The following is a 15,251-nucleotide window of genomic DNA, read 5'->3' as shown; positions in this document are numbered from 1 at the left end:
GGCAGGCTGGCCGCGAACGTGGCCGCGCTCTGCTGCGCGTTCAGCGCGTCGGTGCGCGACCCGGCGCCGAGCGCGTAGCGGCGCTCGGCGTCGTGCGCCTGCGCGTCGGCGAGCGCGACGAGCCGCTCGGTCGTGTCGATCTGCGCGTTCAGGACCGACGCAGTGATCGACGCGGTGACGATGTTCGCGGCGAGCGCGCGTCGCGCGGAGTCGAGCTGGAACGCGCTGACGTCGACGCGGTTCTCGAGTGCGCGATTCGCGAAGCGCGCGGCGCCGAACAGGTCGATCGTATAGCGCGCCTCGATCTGGCCGACGAACGTGTCGTACAGCAGCGTCGGCGCGCCGAGCGCTGGAATCGGCACGCCGAGTGCACGCTGGCGCGTGGCCTGGCCGCCCGCGTCGATCGACGGCAGCATCGAACTGCCGATCTGCGCGCGCAGCTGCTCGCGCGCCGCGTTCAGCGTGTGCGATGCGGCGCTGAGCGTCGGGCTGTTGCGCAGCCCTTCGTCGACGAGCGCGTTCAGTGGCTCGGAGCGGTACTCGCGCCACCAGTCGGGCACCGGCTGCGCGCCGACCTCGAACTGCTGCGCGACGCCTTGCGCGGCGACCGTCTGCTCGGCTTGCGGCGCCGCGCCGTAGTGCGCGGGCGACGGCATCGCGGGCGGCTCGCCGCTCGGGCCGAACCACGCACAGCCGGCGAGCGACACGAGGCCGGCGGCGGCCATCGCGCGCACGGTCCTGGTCATCAGGTTCATCGACAGTTTCATCATCAGGCTCCCGACGGCGTGGCGGGCGGCGTGCTGCCGCCTGACGGGCCGCCTTCGCCGTCGTGCGGCGGATGGCTGTCCGGCGCATCGCGCTCGCCGCTCTTCACGCGGAACCACGCGGCGTACAGCGCCGGCAGGTAGAACAGGGTCAGCACGGTCGCGCTCGTGATGCCGCCCATCAGCGCGGTCGCCATCGGCCCGAAGAAGTTCGAGCGCAACAGCGGGATCAGCGCGAGCACCGCGGCTGCGGCAGTCAGCGTGATCGGCCGGAAGCGGCGCACGGTCGCGCCGACGATCGCGTCGAAGCGTCCGTGGCCGGCCGCGATGTCCTGCTCGATCTGATCGACGAGGATCACCGAGTTGCGCATGATGATCCCGAACATCGCGATCACGCCGAGCATCGCGACGAAGCCGAACGGCTGGCCGAACAGCAGCAGCGTGCCGACGACGCCGATCAGCCCGAGCGGCGCGGTCAGCACGACCATCAGCACGCGCGAGAAGCTCTGCAGCTGGATCATCAGCAGCGTGAACACGGCGATCGCCATCAGCGGCATCTGCGCGTTGATCGAATTCTGCCCCTTCGCGCTTTCCTCGACCGGGCCGCCGATCTCGATCCGGTAGCCGACCGGCAACTGCGCGCGCAGCGCATTCAGCTTGCCGTCGATCGCATGCGTGACGTCGATGCCCTGCGCGCCCGCGCGCACGTCCGACTGCACGGTGATCGTCGGCTGGCGGTCGCGCTCCCAGATCACCCCGTATTCGAGCGTCGGCTTGAAGCGGCCGAGCGAGCCGAGCGGCACAGGGCCGTTCGGCGTCGGCAGCGCGAGGCCCGCGAGCTTCGCAGGATCGACGCGGTCGGCCTGCGGCGCGCGCAAGTCGACCGCGATCAGCTTGTCGCGCTCGCGGTATTGCGTGACCGTCGTGCCGGACAGCGTCATCGCGAGGAAGCTCGACACGTCCTGCGACGTCACGTTCAACTCGCGCGCCTTCTTCTGGTCGAGCTCGAAGCGCACCGAGCGCTCGGCCGGCTCGTCCCAGTCGAACTGGACGTTCACCGTGCGGGCGTCGCCGCGCGTCGTCGCCGCGACTTTCTCGGCAATGCCGCGCACGGTCGCGATGTCGTCGCCGCTCACGCGGAACTGCACGGGATAGCCGACGGGCGGCCCGTTCTCGAGCCGCGACAGGCGCCAGCGCACGGCCGGGAACCGTTCGCGCATCGTGGTTTCGAGCCAGCTCGCGAGCTTCTCGCGATCCTTGACCGATTTCGCGGTGATCACGAACTGCGCGAAGTTCGGCAACTGCAGCTGCTGGTCGAGCGGCAGGTAGAAGCGCGGCGCGCCGCTGCCGACGAAATTGACCGAGTGATCGATCTCGGGGCGTCCGGCGATCGTCTGCTCGAGGCGCTCGGTCTCGCGCAGCGTCGCCGCGAACGACGCGCCTTCGGGCAACCGCAGGTCGACCAGCAGCTCGGGGCGGTCGGAGCTCGGGAAGAACTGCTGCGGCACGTGCGAGAAGCCCATCAGCGACACGACGAAGAGGGCGCCCGTGATCAGCAGCACGACGAAGCGCCGCTCGATGCACCAGTGGATCCAGCCGCGCAGCCGCGTGTAGAAGCGCGTGTCGTAGATGTCGTGCTCGTGGTCGTGGTCGTGCTGGTCAGGCAGGTGCGCTTCGTGCGCATGCTTCTTGCGCTCGGGCAGCAGATGGAAGCCGAGCAGCGGGATCAGCACGACCGCCGCGAACCACGACGCGATCAGCGCGATCGCCGACACCTCGAAGATCGACCGCGTGTACTCGCCGGTGCTCGACTTCGCGAGCGCGATCGGCAGGAAGCCCGACACGGTGACGAGCGTGCCGGTCAGCATCGGGAACGCGGTGCTGGTGTACGCGAACGCGGCGGCGCGCGCGCGGCTGTAGCCTTGCTCGAGCTTCACGGCCATCATCTCGACCGCGATGATCGCGTCGTCGACGAGCAGGCCGAGCGCGAGCACCAGCGTGCCGAGCGACACCTTGTGCAGGCCGATATCGAACAGGTACATGAAGAGCGCGGTGACCGCGAGCACGACCGGGATCGAGATCACGACGACCATCCCGGTGCGCAGGCCGAGCGACACGAGGCTCACGACCAGCACGATCGCGACGGCTTCGGCGACGGCTTCCACGAAGTCGTCGACCGAGCGCGCGACCGCGTGCGGCATGCTCGACACTTCGGTCAGCTTGAGGCCGGCCGGCAGTTGCGCCTGCAGTGCCTTCAATTGCCCGTCGAGCGCCTTGCCGAGGCGGATCACGTCGCCGCCCGGCTGCATCGTGATGCCGATCCCGAGCACGGCCTTGCCAGCCGCGCGTTGGCCAGTCGCACCTTTGCCGGTCGCACCTTTGCCGGTAGCGCTTGAACCGGCCGCGCCTTCGCCGGACGCACGCATCTGCGTGACGGTCGGTTCATCGTAGCCGCGCCTCACGGTCGCGAGATCGCCGAGCCGGAACGTGCGGCCGTTGATGCGCAACAGCGTGTCGGCGATCGCGGCGACGTTGTCGAACTGGCCGCTCGGCCGCACGAACACGCGGTCGTCGGTGGTCGTCAGCACGCCGGCCGACGACACGTCGTTCTGCGCGTTGATCGCCTGCCCGAGCTGCTGCGGCGAGATGCCGACGCGCGTGAGCTGCGCGTTGTTGACCTCGATGAAGATCCGCTGGTCGGGGTCGCCGAAATAGTCGACCTTGCCGACACCAGGCACGCGCAGCAGCACCGTGCGCAGCTGGTCCGCGTAGTCGTGCAGCTGCGCGGGCGAAAAGCCGTCGCCTTCGAGCGTGTAGATGTTGGTGTAGACGTCGCCGAACTCGTCGTTGAAGAACGGACCCTGCACGCCGGGCGGCAGCGTATAGCCGATGTCGCCGACCTTCTTGCGGATCTGGTACCAGGTCTGCGGCACGTCCTTCACGGGCGCCGAATCCTTCATCGTGAAGAAGATCAGCGATTCGCCGGGGCGCGAGTAGCTGCGCAGGAAGTCGATCGCCGGGGTTTCCTGCAGCTTGCGGCCGATCCGGTCGGTGACCTGTTCCTGCACCTGCCGCGCGGTCGCGCCCGGCCAGAACGTGCGGATCACCATCACGCGGAACGTGAACGGCGGGTCTTCGGATTGCGCGAGGCGCGTGTACGCGAGGATGCCCGCGAGCGTTGCGAGCACGATCAGGTAGACGACGAGCGCCTGGTGGCGCAGCGCCCACGCGGACAGGTTGAAGCGGCCTTCTTCGCGAAACCCGGTCATGACGCGAAGTCCTCCGGGTGCAGCGGCGCGATCGCGCGGACCTTCTCGCCCGCGCTGACCGTGTGCACGCCCTGCAGCACGACACGCTCGCCCGGCTGCAGCCCTTGCCGCCCTTGCGTCATGCTGAACACGGTGACGGTGCGCTCGTTGAAGCGCGCAACGTCGACGCGGCGCAGCTCGAGGGTGTCGTCTTTCGCGCGCACGACCCACACGGCCGGATGCTGGCCGTCGTGGAACAGCGCGGTCGCGGGCAGCGTGATCGTCGTGGGGTCGTTGTCGGCCGGCAGGCCGTCGAACGCGACGTCGGCCGTCATCCCGAGGCGGATCGCCGGATCGGGCCGTTCGAGCGACAGCTTCACGCGGTAGGTGCGGCTTTGCGGATCGGCGGCCGGCGCGACTTCGCGGACCTTCGCGGCGAACTGCCGGCCCGGCAGCGACGGCAGCGTGACGGACGCGCCGTGGCCCGGCGCGAGCGACGCGAGCGCGGCTTCCGGCACGTCGCTGACGACGTCGACGTCGCCGGCCCACGCGAGCTGGTAGACGGGCTGGCCGGCGGACACGTTCTGGCCGGTGTCGGCCTGCTCGGCCGTGATGTAGCCGTCGTGATCGGCGACGAGCGTCGCGTAGCGGAGCTGGTTCTTCGAGAGCGCGAGCTGCTGCTGCGCCTGGTCGCGCTGCGCGAGCGCCGACGCGTACGCATCTTCGGTCTGCTCGAGCTGAGCGGTCGCGATCAGGTTTTCACGGGCCTGCGCGCGGTCGCGGTCGAGCTGCTGCTTTGCGTATGCGAGGCGGTGCGACGCGGCGTCGAGCTGCGCCTGCGCGCTTGCGGCGTTCTTCTCGACGTCGGACGGATCGAGTAGCGCGACGACCTGGCCGGCCTTCACGGTGTCGCCGAGCCGCACCTTGCGCTCGACGATCTTGCCGGCGATGCGGAACGACAGCGGTGTCGCGTAGCGCGGCTGGATTTCGCCGGGCAGCGTGCGCGACACCGCGACGCCGTCGGCGCGGGCGGGCTGGGCGACGACGGGACGGGGTGCGGGCGGCGCGGATTCTTTCGGATGACAGGCGGCGAGGACGAGTGCGGCGCCGATGAACAGCGCAGCACGGGAACCGGAGCGATTCACGAAACCCCCAGAAGCGGTAAGTGCGGGACGAAACCGGCAAGCGGCGGGCGCTTGCCCCAAGCGGCGCGCCACGGTGCGCGCGGACAAGATCTTTCGGATGCTGGGGTGGATTCTAATACAGTGCTGTATCTGAATGCAAAGATGAATTTGAAAGGTAATTGGTGCTAGACTTCGCGGCATGAAACCAATGCGCTTGACCCGGGAGCAGAGCAAGGACCAGACGCGCGAGCGTCTGCTGAATGCTGCGCAGTCGATTTTTCTGAAGAAAGGTTACGTCGCCGCGAGCGTCGAGGACATTGCCGCCGTGGCCGGCTATACGCGGGGCGCGTTCTATTCGAATTTCCACAGTAAGGCGGAGCTGCTGCTCGAACTGCTCGAGCGGGACCATGCGTCCGTGCAGGGGGATCTGCGGCAGATCTTCGAGGGCGGCGGCACGCGCGAGCAGATGGAGGCGACCGCGCTCGCGTACTACCGGCGCATGCACATCGACAAACGGTGCTTCCTGCTGTGGGTCGAGGCCAAGCTGCAGGCGGCGCGCGACCCGAAGTTCCGCGTGCAGTTCAATCAGTTCCTGGAGGAGACCCGCACGCGGATGGCCGACATCATCCGCGCGTTCGCGGAGCGCTCGGGCACGCCGCTGCGGCTGCCGGCCGAGACGCTCGCGCTCGGGCTGATGTGCCTGTGCGACGGCGTGCAGTCGTATTACGCGACCGATCCGCAGCCGGTGTCGGCCGAGGCGGCCGAGGCCGTGCTCGCGGGGTTCTTCTCGTGGGCGGTGCTGGGGCGCGCGCCTGACTGACGTTGCGGGCGGCGAGCTGCGGGCGGCGCGCGGGGAGGCCGTGCGCTCAGCGCTCGCCGGTCATCCGCCGGTACGCGTCGAGCAGCGACGTCTTGTAGACGACGCCGGCGAGCGTCGGCTCCGCGTCGCTTTCGATCACCGGCAGCCGTTCGCCCTGGAAGCACATGAAATGCTCGAGCGCGGTGCCGAGCGGCATGTCGGGCGTGAGTAGCGGGAACGGCGTGTGCACGTAGTGTGCGGCCGTCTTGTCGGCCGTTTCGCGCCGGTCGAGCAGGTCGGACGTGATGTCCTTCAGTGCGACCGCGCCACGGAAGCGCCCGGCGTCATCGGTCACGTACAGGTACTTCACCGGATATTCGAGGAACACGCGGGTCATGTCGGCGACGCTCGCGGTGAGCGGCACGACCGTCTGCGCGGGCTGGATCAGCTCGCGCATCTGGGTGGTCCGGATCCGCAGGCGTTCCTGCGCATCCTGGTGGTGGCGCAGCGTGATCTCGTACATCGACGTCGTGCCGGTCGCGCGCGCGACGAAATACGCGACGACGCACGACACCATCAGCGGCAGCACGACCTGGTAGCTGAGCGTCATCTCGAACAGCATCAGGATCGCCATCAGCGGCGCCTGCGTCGCGCCGGCCATGAACGCGCCCATCCCGACGATCGCGTACGCGAAGTACGCGGACGTGTGGCCCGGCCACAGCGCCTGCATGCCGAGCCCGAACAGCGAGCCGAGCACCGCGCCGACGAACAGCGTCGGCGTGAAGACCCCGCCTATCGCGCCGGAGCCGGCGGTGGCCGCCGTCGCGAGCACCTTGAACACCAGCACCGCGACGAGCGCCTGCCAGGTCCACGGCGAATGCAGGATCTGGTTGACGACGCTGTAGCCGTTGCCCCACACGTCCGGAATCCACACCGAGATCACGCCGACGACCAGACCGCCGATCGCGAGCCGCACCGGCAGCGGCACGGGCAGCTGCTTGAACTGGTTCTTCGACGCGTCGAGCAGGTGCAGAAACTGCGGTGCGAGCACCCCGCACAGCAGGCCGAGCACGACGAACAGCAGCACCTCGGGGCCCGCGACGGCCGGGAACACCGGCATCTCGTACGGCGGCCGGTAGCCGGCGAATTCGCGCATCACGATGTTCGCGACCACCGACGCGACCACCATCGGGCCGAAGCTCTCCATCGCGATCGCGCCGAGCACGATCTCCGACACGAAGAATGCGCCGGCGATCGGCGCGTTGTACGCGGACGTGATGCCGGCCGCCGCACCGCACGCGACGAGCAGGCGCAGCCGCGGCGGGTCGAAGTGCGCGAAGCGGCCGACGAGCGACGCGGCGAGCGCGGCGAGCTGCACCATCGGGCCTTCGCGGCCGATCGAGCCGCCGGTGCCGATCGTCAGCAGCGACGAAACGCTGCGCCACAGGCTCTGCCGCACCGGCACGACGCCGTTGCCGAGCGCGACCGACTCCATGTAGTCGGTCTTGCGCGCTTTCGCGTCGCTGCGGGTCGCGAGCAGCAGCACGCAGCCGGCGAGGAAACCGCCCGCGGCGGGCAGCCAGACGCGCATGTACCACGGCAGGCGCTTCGCCATCTCGACGAAGCTGCCGCTGCTGCCCGAGACCACGTGCTGCACCAGCGCGATGCCTTCGCGGAACGCGATCGTCGCGAATGCGCCGCCGATCCCGACGATCACCGACCAGATCAGCATCGTATGGGCGTCCGACAGGCGGAACAGCGTTTGGGCGCGGGTGCGCAGCTTCAGCAGGAACGAGAGCACGACTGAGCGGGGACCGTGGAAAACGACGCGAAGCATAGCACTGCGCCGCGCCCGCGGGAGAACCTTCCCGGCGGGCGCGGCGCGTGCGGTGGAGTGGCGCGGATCAGCCAAGCCAGTGTTGCACGGCCCAGGTGATGCCGTAGCCGCCGGCGATCAGCCACACGTACAGGATCAGGCCGGTGGTCAGCGCGCGGGGGCCGGCCTCGCGGATCTGCGACACGCGGGTCTCGATGCCGAGCGCCGTCATCGCCATCGTCAGCGCAAAGGTGTCGAGCACGTTGAGCGTGTGCGTGACGTCGGCCGGCAGCACGTTCAGCGAGTTGACGATCACGAAGCCGAGGAAGCCGAGCGCGAACCAGGGCACCGCGATCTTGCGCTTGCCTTGCGCGCCGTCGGCCGTTGCCTTCGCCGAGCGGGCGAGCCACCAGCCGAGCACGAGCAGCACCGGCACCAGCAGCATCACGCGGGTCATCTTCACGATCGTCGCGATATGCGCGACTTGCGGGCTCACGTCGCTCGCCGCACCGACCACCTGCGCGACCTCGTGGATCGTGCCGCCGAAGAACAGGCCGAGGCCGGCCGGGTCGAGGTTCAGCAGCCCGGCGTGGTACGCGAGCGGGTACATGAACATCGACAGCGTGCCGAACAGCACGACGCTGCCGACCGCCATCGCGCTCTGGTGCGGCTTCGACTGCAGCGTCGATTCGAACGCGAGCACGGCGGCCGCGCCGCAGATCGCGCTGCCGGCGGCGGTCAGCAGTGCCGAATCGCGGTCGAGCTTCATCAGCTTCATGCCGGCCCAGGTGCCGATCACGAGCGTGCTGACGACCACCAGCACCGACACGGTCAGGCCCGGCAGGCCGACCTGCGCGATTTCCTGCAGGCTCACGCGCAGCCCGAAGAACGCGACGGCGATGCGCAGCAGCTTGCGCGCGGAGAAATTGACGCCGGCGGCCCAGCTGGCCGGCATGCCGTCGCGCAGCGCGTTGCCGTACAACGCGCCGGCGACGATGCCGACGATCAGCGGCGAGAGGCCGAGCCCGGCGATCGCGGGCAATTGCGACACGCTCGTGACGGCGGCGGCGAACAGCGCGACGAACAGCACGCCGTTCAATTGGCCGCGCATCGACGGCGCGGCGTGGCTGAGATGGGGAGTCGGAGCAGTAGACATGATGGAACCCGGATCGGATCGTCATTTCAATGCCCTAATCCTAATTTGGTTATATCGATATGAAAAATTGTGATTTGTGACGTAAACTATCCGGAAAGCCGATAATTCATCCCCATGACCCCGGATCAACTGATAACTTTCGCGGCGGTTGCCGAGCACCTGAACATCAGCCGTGCGGCGCTCGCGCTGCATCTGTCGCAGCCGGCGGTGTCCGGCCAGCTGCGCCTGCTGCAGGACGAGTTCGGCGAGCCGCTGTACCAGCGCGACGGCCGCGGCATTCGTCTCACGCCGGCCGGCGAGCAGCTCGCACAGTACGCGAAGGCGCTGCGCGACACGTTCGCGCAGGCGCGCGCGTTTCGCGATGCGGTACGCGGGCTCGAGGCCGGCACGCTGCGGATCGGCGCGAGCACGACGCCCGCGAGCTATCTGCTGCCGTACCTGATCGCAGAGTTCCAGCCGCGCGCGCCGCGGGTCGCGATCCAGACGATGAGCGGCAACACCGCGGACGTGGTTGCCGCGTTGCCGTCGCTCGATATCGCGATGATCGAAGGCCCGCCCGGCGAAGCGCTGCCGCCCGGCACGGCGGTCCACACGTGGCATGAGGACGAGATCGTCGCGATCGTGCCGGCCGGGCATCCGCTCGCGGACCCGGCGCACGAAGGCGGCGTGACGCTCGATGCGCTCGCGCCGTATCCGCTCGTGCTGCGGGAAGAGGGCTCGGGCGTGCGGCAGCTCGTCGAGCGCGCGTTCGCGCACGCGGGCGCACCGATGCGCGTCGCGTTCGAGATCGCCGGGGTCGAGGCCGTGAAGGAGGCCGTGCGGGCCGGGATGGGCGTCGGCTTCGTGTCGGCGATGTCGCTGCGGCACGACGATGCGGCGCTCGTGTTGCGCCCGTTCGCGCCCGCGCCGCTCACGCGCCATTTCTCGATCCTCGTGCCGCACGGCGGCGCGCCATCGCGGGTCGCCGCGCAGTTCCTCGCGATGAGCCTCGCGCAGAACGCGGCCTGAGTGGTCGATTTCGCGACGCGGCGAATGTAAACAGACCCTAGGGATTGTCTCTATGGCGTGCGTCCATGGTGAGGCGCACCATCCGTCTCACGCAAATGGAACCGGTTCCAATCCGGTCAAAAAGGGCAAAATGGCAGACATCGTGATCGTGGCGAGTGCATTCGGGATGGACCGGGTGCGTCAGGAGGGCCACCGGGCATTCGTTGCGACCGCCGCGCAGGCGGGCGCAGCCGGGTTCGAGGTGCGGCGCGAGTTGTTCGCGTCCGACGCGGACGCGGCGCATGACGCGCTGACGGCGCTCGGCGCGCAACTCGCGGCGCACGGGCTCTGGTCGGTCTATTCGACGCCGGCGACGCTGTATACCGACGCGGGCGCGCTCGATGCCGACGCACTGCGCGACACGCTCGCCGAAGCCGACGCGCTCGGCGCGCGTTTCGTGAAATTCCAGCTCGGCGGCTTTGCCGGCGATGCGCACGCGGCGGACATCGTCGCGCTGTCGCGGCAGGCGCGCGCGCGGGTCGTCGTCGAGAACGGCCAGTTGCCGGTTGGCGGCGCGCTCGCGCAGTTCCGCGACCTGTTCGCGGCGCTCGACGCGGCGGGCGCGCCCCGCGCGCTCGGCATGACGTTCGATATCGGCAACTGGCAATGGCCGGGCGAAGCACCGCTTGAATGCGCGCAAGCGCTTGCGCCGCATGTCGAATACATTCATTGCAAGGCCGTCGTTGGCGAGGGCGCGCGCCGTTTCGCGGTGGCGCCCGCCGCGCACGATCCGCTCGTCGCCGCGGTGCTGGCCGTGCTGCCGCAACATGCGCCGCGCGGGATCGAGTTTCCGTTCGATGCGGCGGACCTGGCGGGTGATGCGTGCCATCGCGTCGCGTGGCTCGCGGCCGCGTGAAGCGCGAAGGAAAGCGCAAAGGATCCAGAGGAATTCCACACATGCACAAGCAAATCGATGTCGTCACCTACGGCGAAGCGATGGCGATGTTCGTCGCCGCCGAGCCAGGCCACCTCGCGCTGGCGTCGCAATTCACGAAGCGGATCGCGGGTGCCGACCTGAACGTTGCGATCGGCCTGTCCCGTCTCGGCTTTCGCGTCGGCTACCTGAGCCGCGTCGGCCGCGATTCGTTCGGCGGCTACGTGCTCGACACGCTCGAGCGCGAAGGCATCGACGCGTCGTGCGTCGCCGTCGATCCGCGCTATCCGACCGGCTTCCAGCTGAAGTCGCGCAACGACGACGGCAGCGATCCGACCGTCGAATATTTCCGCAAGGGTTCGGCGGCGAGCCACCTGTCGTGCGACGACTATGTGGCCGACTACGTGCTCGGCGCGCGCCACCTGCACCTGACGGGCGTCGCGCCGGCGATCTCCGCGTCATCGTGCGAACTGGCGTTTCATCTGGCCCGCGAGATGCGCGCGGCCGGCAAGACGATTTCGTTCGATCCGAACCTGCGCCCGACGCTGTGGCCGTCGGCCGACGTGATGGCGAACACGCTGAACGCGCTTGCGGCGCTCGCCGACTGGGTGCTGCCGGGCCTCGCCGAAGGCCGGCAGCTGACCGGGCACGATGCGCCGGCCGATATCGCGCGCTTCTACCTCGACCAGGGTGCGCGCGGTGTCGTGATCAAGCTCGGCGCGGACGGCGCGTACTTCATGACCGCCGACGGCCACGCAGGCACGGTGGCGGGCGAGCGCGTCGAGAACGTGGTCGACACGGTCGGCGCCGGCGACGGCTTTGCGGTCGGCGTGGTCAGCGCGCTGCTGGAAGGCCGGGCAGTCGAGCAGGCGGTCGCGCGCGGCAACCGGATCGGCGCGCTCGCGATCCAGGTGATCGGCGATTCGGAAGGGCTGCCGACCCGCGCGCAGCTCGACCGGCTCGAAACCGTCAGCAATTCCCCCGATCGCGTAGAGGAAACCGTCGCCGCGCAATGAGAGGCCGGACACGGCACAATCCGCGGACTCGCCTTTCCCTTGCCGTGCATTCGCACGGCCTTGCATGGGACCGGAGCAAGCGCCAACGCGCCAGGCCAGGTCGACATACGGTCAACACAGGAGACACTACGATGGCAGCCATTCTCTCCCCGCGACGCTGGTGGACGATCATGCCGATCGTCTTCATCACGTACAGCCTCGCCTATCTCGACCGCGCGAACTACGGGTTCGCGGCGGCGGCCGGCATCAACCAGGATCTCGGGATCGGCAAGGGCCTGTCGTCGCTGATCGGCGCGCTGTTCTTCCTCGGCTACTTCTTCTTCCAGATTCCCGGCGCGATCTACGCGGAGCGCCGCAGCGTGAAGACGCTCGTGTTCTGGAGCCTCGTGCTGTGGGGTGCGTGCGCGGCGCTCACGGGCGTCGTCAGCAACATCCCGTCGCTGATGGCGATCCGCTTCGTGCTCGGGGTCGTCGAGGCGGCCGTGATGCCGGCGATGCTGATCTACATCAGCAACTGGTTCACGAAGAGCGAGCGCTCGCGCGCGAATACGTTCCTGATTCTCGGCAACCCGGTCACGGTGCTGTGGATGTCGGTCGTGTCGGGCTATCTCGTCCATGAATTCGGCTGGCGCCACATGTTCATCGCCGAAGGCGTGCCGGCGATCGTCTGGGCCGTGTGCTGGTGGTTCCTCGTGCAGGACAAGCCCGCGCAGTCGAGCTGGCTCACCGACCAGGAAAAGCGCGACCTCGATGCGGCGCTCGCGGCCGAGCAGGCGGCGATCAAGCCGATGCGCAACTACGGCGAGGCATTCCGCTCGCCGGCCGTGATCAAGCTGTGTGCGCAGTATTTCTGCTGGAGCATCGGCGTGTACGGCTTCGTGCTGTGGCTGCCGTCGATCGTCAAGAACGGTTCCGCGCTCGGGATGGTCGCGACCGGCTGGCTGTCCGCGTTGCCGTACCTGGCGGCGACGATCGCGATGCTCGTCGCGTCGTGGGCGTCCGACCGGCTCGGCTCGCGGCGCGGCTTCGTGTGGCCGTTCCTGCTGATCGGCGCGGCCGCGTTCGCCGCATCGTACGCGCTCGGCTCGACGCACTTCTGGATCTCGTATGCACTGCTCGTCGTCGCGGGCGCCGCGATGTACGCGCCGTATGGCCCGTTCTTCGCGATCGTGCCGGAGCTGCTGCCGAAGAACGTCGCGGGCGGCGCAATGGCGCTGATCAACAGCATGGGTGCGCTCGGCTCGTTCGTCGGCTCGTATTTCGTCGGCTACCTGAACGGCGCGACCGGCTCGCCCGTTGCATCGTATGCGTTCATGAGCGCGGCGCTCGTCGTCGCGGTGATCCTCACGCTGTCCGTCAAACCCCAGGCGCGCGATACGCATCCGCTCGCCGCGCCGCTGCAAGGAAAGTGAAACAATGAAGCCTCGTATCGTCGCCTACAAGCCGCTGCCCGACGACGTCCTCGCGTACCTGCGCGAGCACGCGGACGTCGTTCAGGCCGACGGCGCCGACGCGCTCGCGGACGCGCTCGAGAGCGCCGACGGCGCGATCGGCGCGAGCGTCAGGATCCCGCCGGCGATGCTCGACCGTGCGCCGCGGCTGAAGGCGTGGTCGACGATCTCGGTCGGCTACGACAACTTCGACGTCGCGGACCTGACGCGGCGCGGGATCGTGCTCGCGCACACGCCGGACGTGCTGACCGAGTCGACCGCCGACACCGTGTTCTCGCTGATCCTCGCGTCCGCGCGGCGTGTCGTCGAGCTGGCGGAGTGGGTGAAGGCTGGCCACTGGCACCGCAGCATCGGGCCGGACCTGTACGGCACCGACGTGCAGGGCAAGACGATCGGCATCGTCGGGCTCGGGCGGATCGGCGCGGCGGTCGCGCGCCGTGCGGCGCTCGGCTTCCGGATGCAGGTGCTGTACACGAACCGCAGCGTGCACGCGGACGCGCAAGCGCAATACGGCGCCCGCCGCGTGACGCTCGACGAACTGCTCGCCGAGTCCGATTTCGTGTGCCTGCAAGTGCCGCTGTCGGATGACACGCGCCACCTGATCGGCACCGCCGAACTCGCGAAGATGAAGCGTGGCGCGATCCTGATCAACGCGTCGCGCGGGCCGGTCGTCGACGAGGCCGCGCTGATCGACGCGCTGCGCGCAGGCACGATCCGCGGCGCGGGCCTCGACGTGTTCGAAACGGAGCCGCTCGCGGCTGATTCGCCGCTGTTGCAGATGAAGAACGTGGTTGCGCTGCCGCATATCGGCTCCGCGACGCACGAGACGCGGCACGCGATGGCGCGCTGCGCCGCGGAGAACCTGGTCGGCGCGCTGGCCGGCACGCTGCGCGGGAACCTCGTGAATCCGGACGTGCTGGCGTCGGCGCGCGCGGGCTGAGCGGACCGCCGGTGGATGGACAGTGAGGGCCGGGACGCGCGCCGCGAACGGATTCGGGGGCCGTTAGAGTCGATGGTCTTGGTGGCGGACCACAGGCTGCGTTATGATCGCCCGCTCGTCGCATCGAAGCCCGGGGCATGGCTGCTGCCGGGTCCGCCGCCGGTTACGATGTGGCTCCTCTGGTCGACAGGAGAGACCGCCAGTTGGCTTCCTTAACCAACAACAAAGGTTCGTCCGCTCACGAAGCGGCGCGGGCCGTTTGTCGCGAGGCACGACAGTGACCGAATCGCAATCCTCCACCGCGCGTCCCGCGACGATCAGCGACGTTGCGCGCGAGGCCGGCACCGGCAAGACCAGCGTGTCGCGCTATCTGAACGGCGAGACGCGCGTGCTGTCCGCCGATCTGCGCCAGCGGATCGAAGCGGCGATCGCGCGGCTGAACTACCGGCCGAACCAGATGGCGCGCGGCCTGAAGCGCGGCCGCAACCGGCTGCTCGGCATGCTCGCGGCCGACCTCACCAATCCGTATACCGTCGAAGTGTTGCAGGGCGTCGAGGCCGCGTGCCATGCGCTCGGCTACATGCCGCTGATCTGTCACGCAGCGAACGAAGTCGAGATGGAGCGCCGCTTCCTGCAGCTGCTCACCACGTACCGGGTCGAAGGCCTGATCGTCAATGCGCTCGGCGCCGAGGAGGACGTGCTGCGTCCGCTGCGCGGCGGCGGGATTCCGGCGGTGCTCGTCGACCGCACGGTCGAAGGCTTCGAAGCCGACCTGATCGGCCTCGACAATGCCGACGCGGTCGAGACGGTTGTCGCCCACCTGGTCGAGCGCGGCTTCGACGCGATCCATTTCGTCGTGCAGCCATACGCGCACGTGAGCTCGCGGCGCCTGCGCGAGGCGGCGTTTCATGCGGCGCTCGCGGCGCGCGGCCGGAACGCATCGGCGACCGTCGTGCTCGACCTGAACGCGCCGGACGCGACCGCGGCCGCGCTCGCGGAGCTCGACGCGCGAGTCG

At 69.1% G+C, this 15,251-nt stretch carries 12 protein-coding genes; 7 read left to right on the top strand and 5 right to left on the bottom strand.

The genetic code is table 11. From position 1 onward, the window contains the following. The 3 genes from G3N94_RS33945 to G3N94_RS33935 form a co-directional block, all read right to left on the bottom strand. On the bottom strand, positions 1-767 hold a 767-nt coding region (locus G3N94_RS33945; RefSeq protein WP_205798182.1), incomplete at its 3' end, for a TolC family protein. Between the two features lie 2 nt (positions 768-769). Beyond that, on the bottom strand, positions 770-4,033 hold the full coding sequence (locus G3N94_RS33940) for an efflux RND transporter permease subunit (RefSeq protein ID WP_205798180.1): 3,264 nt from the start codon (positions 4,031-4,033) through the stop codon (positions 770-772). Continuing rightward, complete coding sequence (locus G3N94_RS33935) at positions 4,030-5,157, bottom strand: efflux RND transporter periplasmic adaptor subunit (RefSeq protein ID WP_205798178.1); 1,128 nt, start codon at positions 5,155-5,157, stop codon at positions 4,030-4,032. The genes G3N94_RS33940 and G3N94_RS33935 overlap by 4 nt, the downstream gene beginning before the upstream one ends. Before the next feature lie 178 nt (positions 5,158-5,335). Here G3N94_RS33935 and G3N94_RS33930 point away from each other — a divergent pair, with 178 nt between their 5' ends. Continuing rightward, a complete protein-coding gene (locus G3N94_RS33930) occupies positions 5,336-5,956 on the top strand; it encodes a TetR/AcrR family transcriptional regulator (protein WP_205798176.1) in 621 nt (206 codons plus the stop codon). A gap of 46 nt (positions 5,957-6,002) precedes the next feature. On the opposite strand, the gene G3N94_RS33925 is transcribed toward G3N94_RS33930, so the two are convergent. Together G3N94_RS33925 and G3N94_RS33920 are read right to left on the bottom strand one after the other, a co-directional pair. Beyond that, positions 6,003-7,736, bottom strand: a complete 1,734-nt coding sequence (locus tag G3N94_RS33925) for a ClcB-like voltage-gated chloride channel protein (protein WP_205798184.1) — start codon at positions 7,734-7,736, stop codon at positions 6,003-6,005. Between the two features lie 103 nt (positions 7,737-7,839). Then, positions 7,840-8,907 carry a YeiH family protein gene (locus G3N94_RS33920; protein WP_205798174.1) on the bottom strand — a complete coding sequence of 356 codons (1,068 nt, stop codon included), beginning with the start codon at positions 8,905-8,907 and terminating at the stop codon, positions 7,840-7,842. 114 nt (positions 8,908-9,021) lie between these two features. On the opposite strand from G3N94_RS33920, the gene G3N94_RS33915 reads away from it, so the two are divergent. The 6 genes from G3N94_RS33915 to G3N94_RS33890 all read left to right on the top strand — a co-directional run. Next, complete coding sequence (locus G3N94_RS33915) at positions 9,022-9,915, top strand: LysR family transcriptional regulator (RefSeq protein ID WP_205798172.1); 894 nt, start codon at positions 9,022-9,024, stop codon at positions 9,913-9,915. A 130-nt stretch (positions 9,916-10,045) separates the two neighbouring features. Continuing rightward, positions 10,046-10,810: a TIM barrel protein gene (locus G3N94_RS33910; protein ID WP_205798170.1), complete on the top strand. Its 765-nt coding sequence runs from the start codon at positions 10,046-10,048 to the stop codon at positions 10,808-10,810. 41 nt (positions 10,811-10,851) lie between these two features. Next, positions 10,852-11,844, top strand: coding sequence for a sugar kinase (locus G3N94_RS33905; RefSeq protein WP_205798168.1), 993 nt, complete (start codon positions 10,852-10,854; stop codon positions 11,842-11,844). A 131-nt stretch (positions 11,845-11,975) separates the two neighbouring features. Further along, a complete protein-coding gene (locus tag G3N94_RS33900; protein WP_205798166.1) occupies positions 11,976-13,256 on the top strand; it encodes an MFS transporter in 1,281 nt (426 codons plus the stop codon). A gap of 4 nt (positions 13,257-13,260) precedes the next feature. Continuing rightward, positions 13,261-14,235 (top strand): NAD(P)-dependent oxidoreductase, encoded by a 975-nt coding sequence (locus G3N94_RS33895; protein WP_205798164.1) that lies wholly within the window; start codon positions 13,261-13,263, stop codon positions 14,233-14,235. Positions 14,236-14,512: 277 nt separating this feature from the next. After that, the coding region (locus G3N94_RS33890) for a LacI family DNA-binding transcriptional regulator (RefSeq protein ID WP_205798162.1) at positions 14,513-15,251 on the top strand (739 nt) is incomplete at its 3' end.

Source organism: Burkholderia sp. Ac-20353 (genome assembly GCF_017104785.1).
Classification (GTDB): Bacteria; Pseudomonadota; Gammaproteobacteria; order Burkholderiales; family Burkholderiaceae; genus Burkholderia.
The sequence above is the reverse complement of the archived record's forward strand: the minus strand, read 5'-3'. Positions and strand labels throughout refer to the sequence as shown.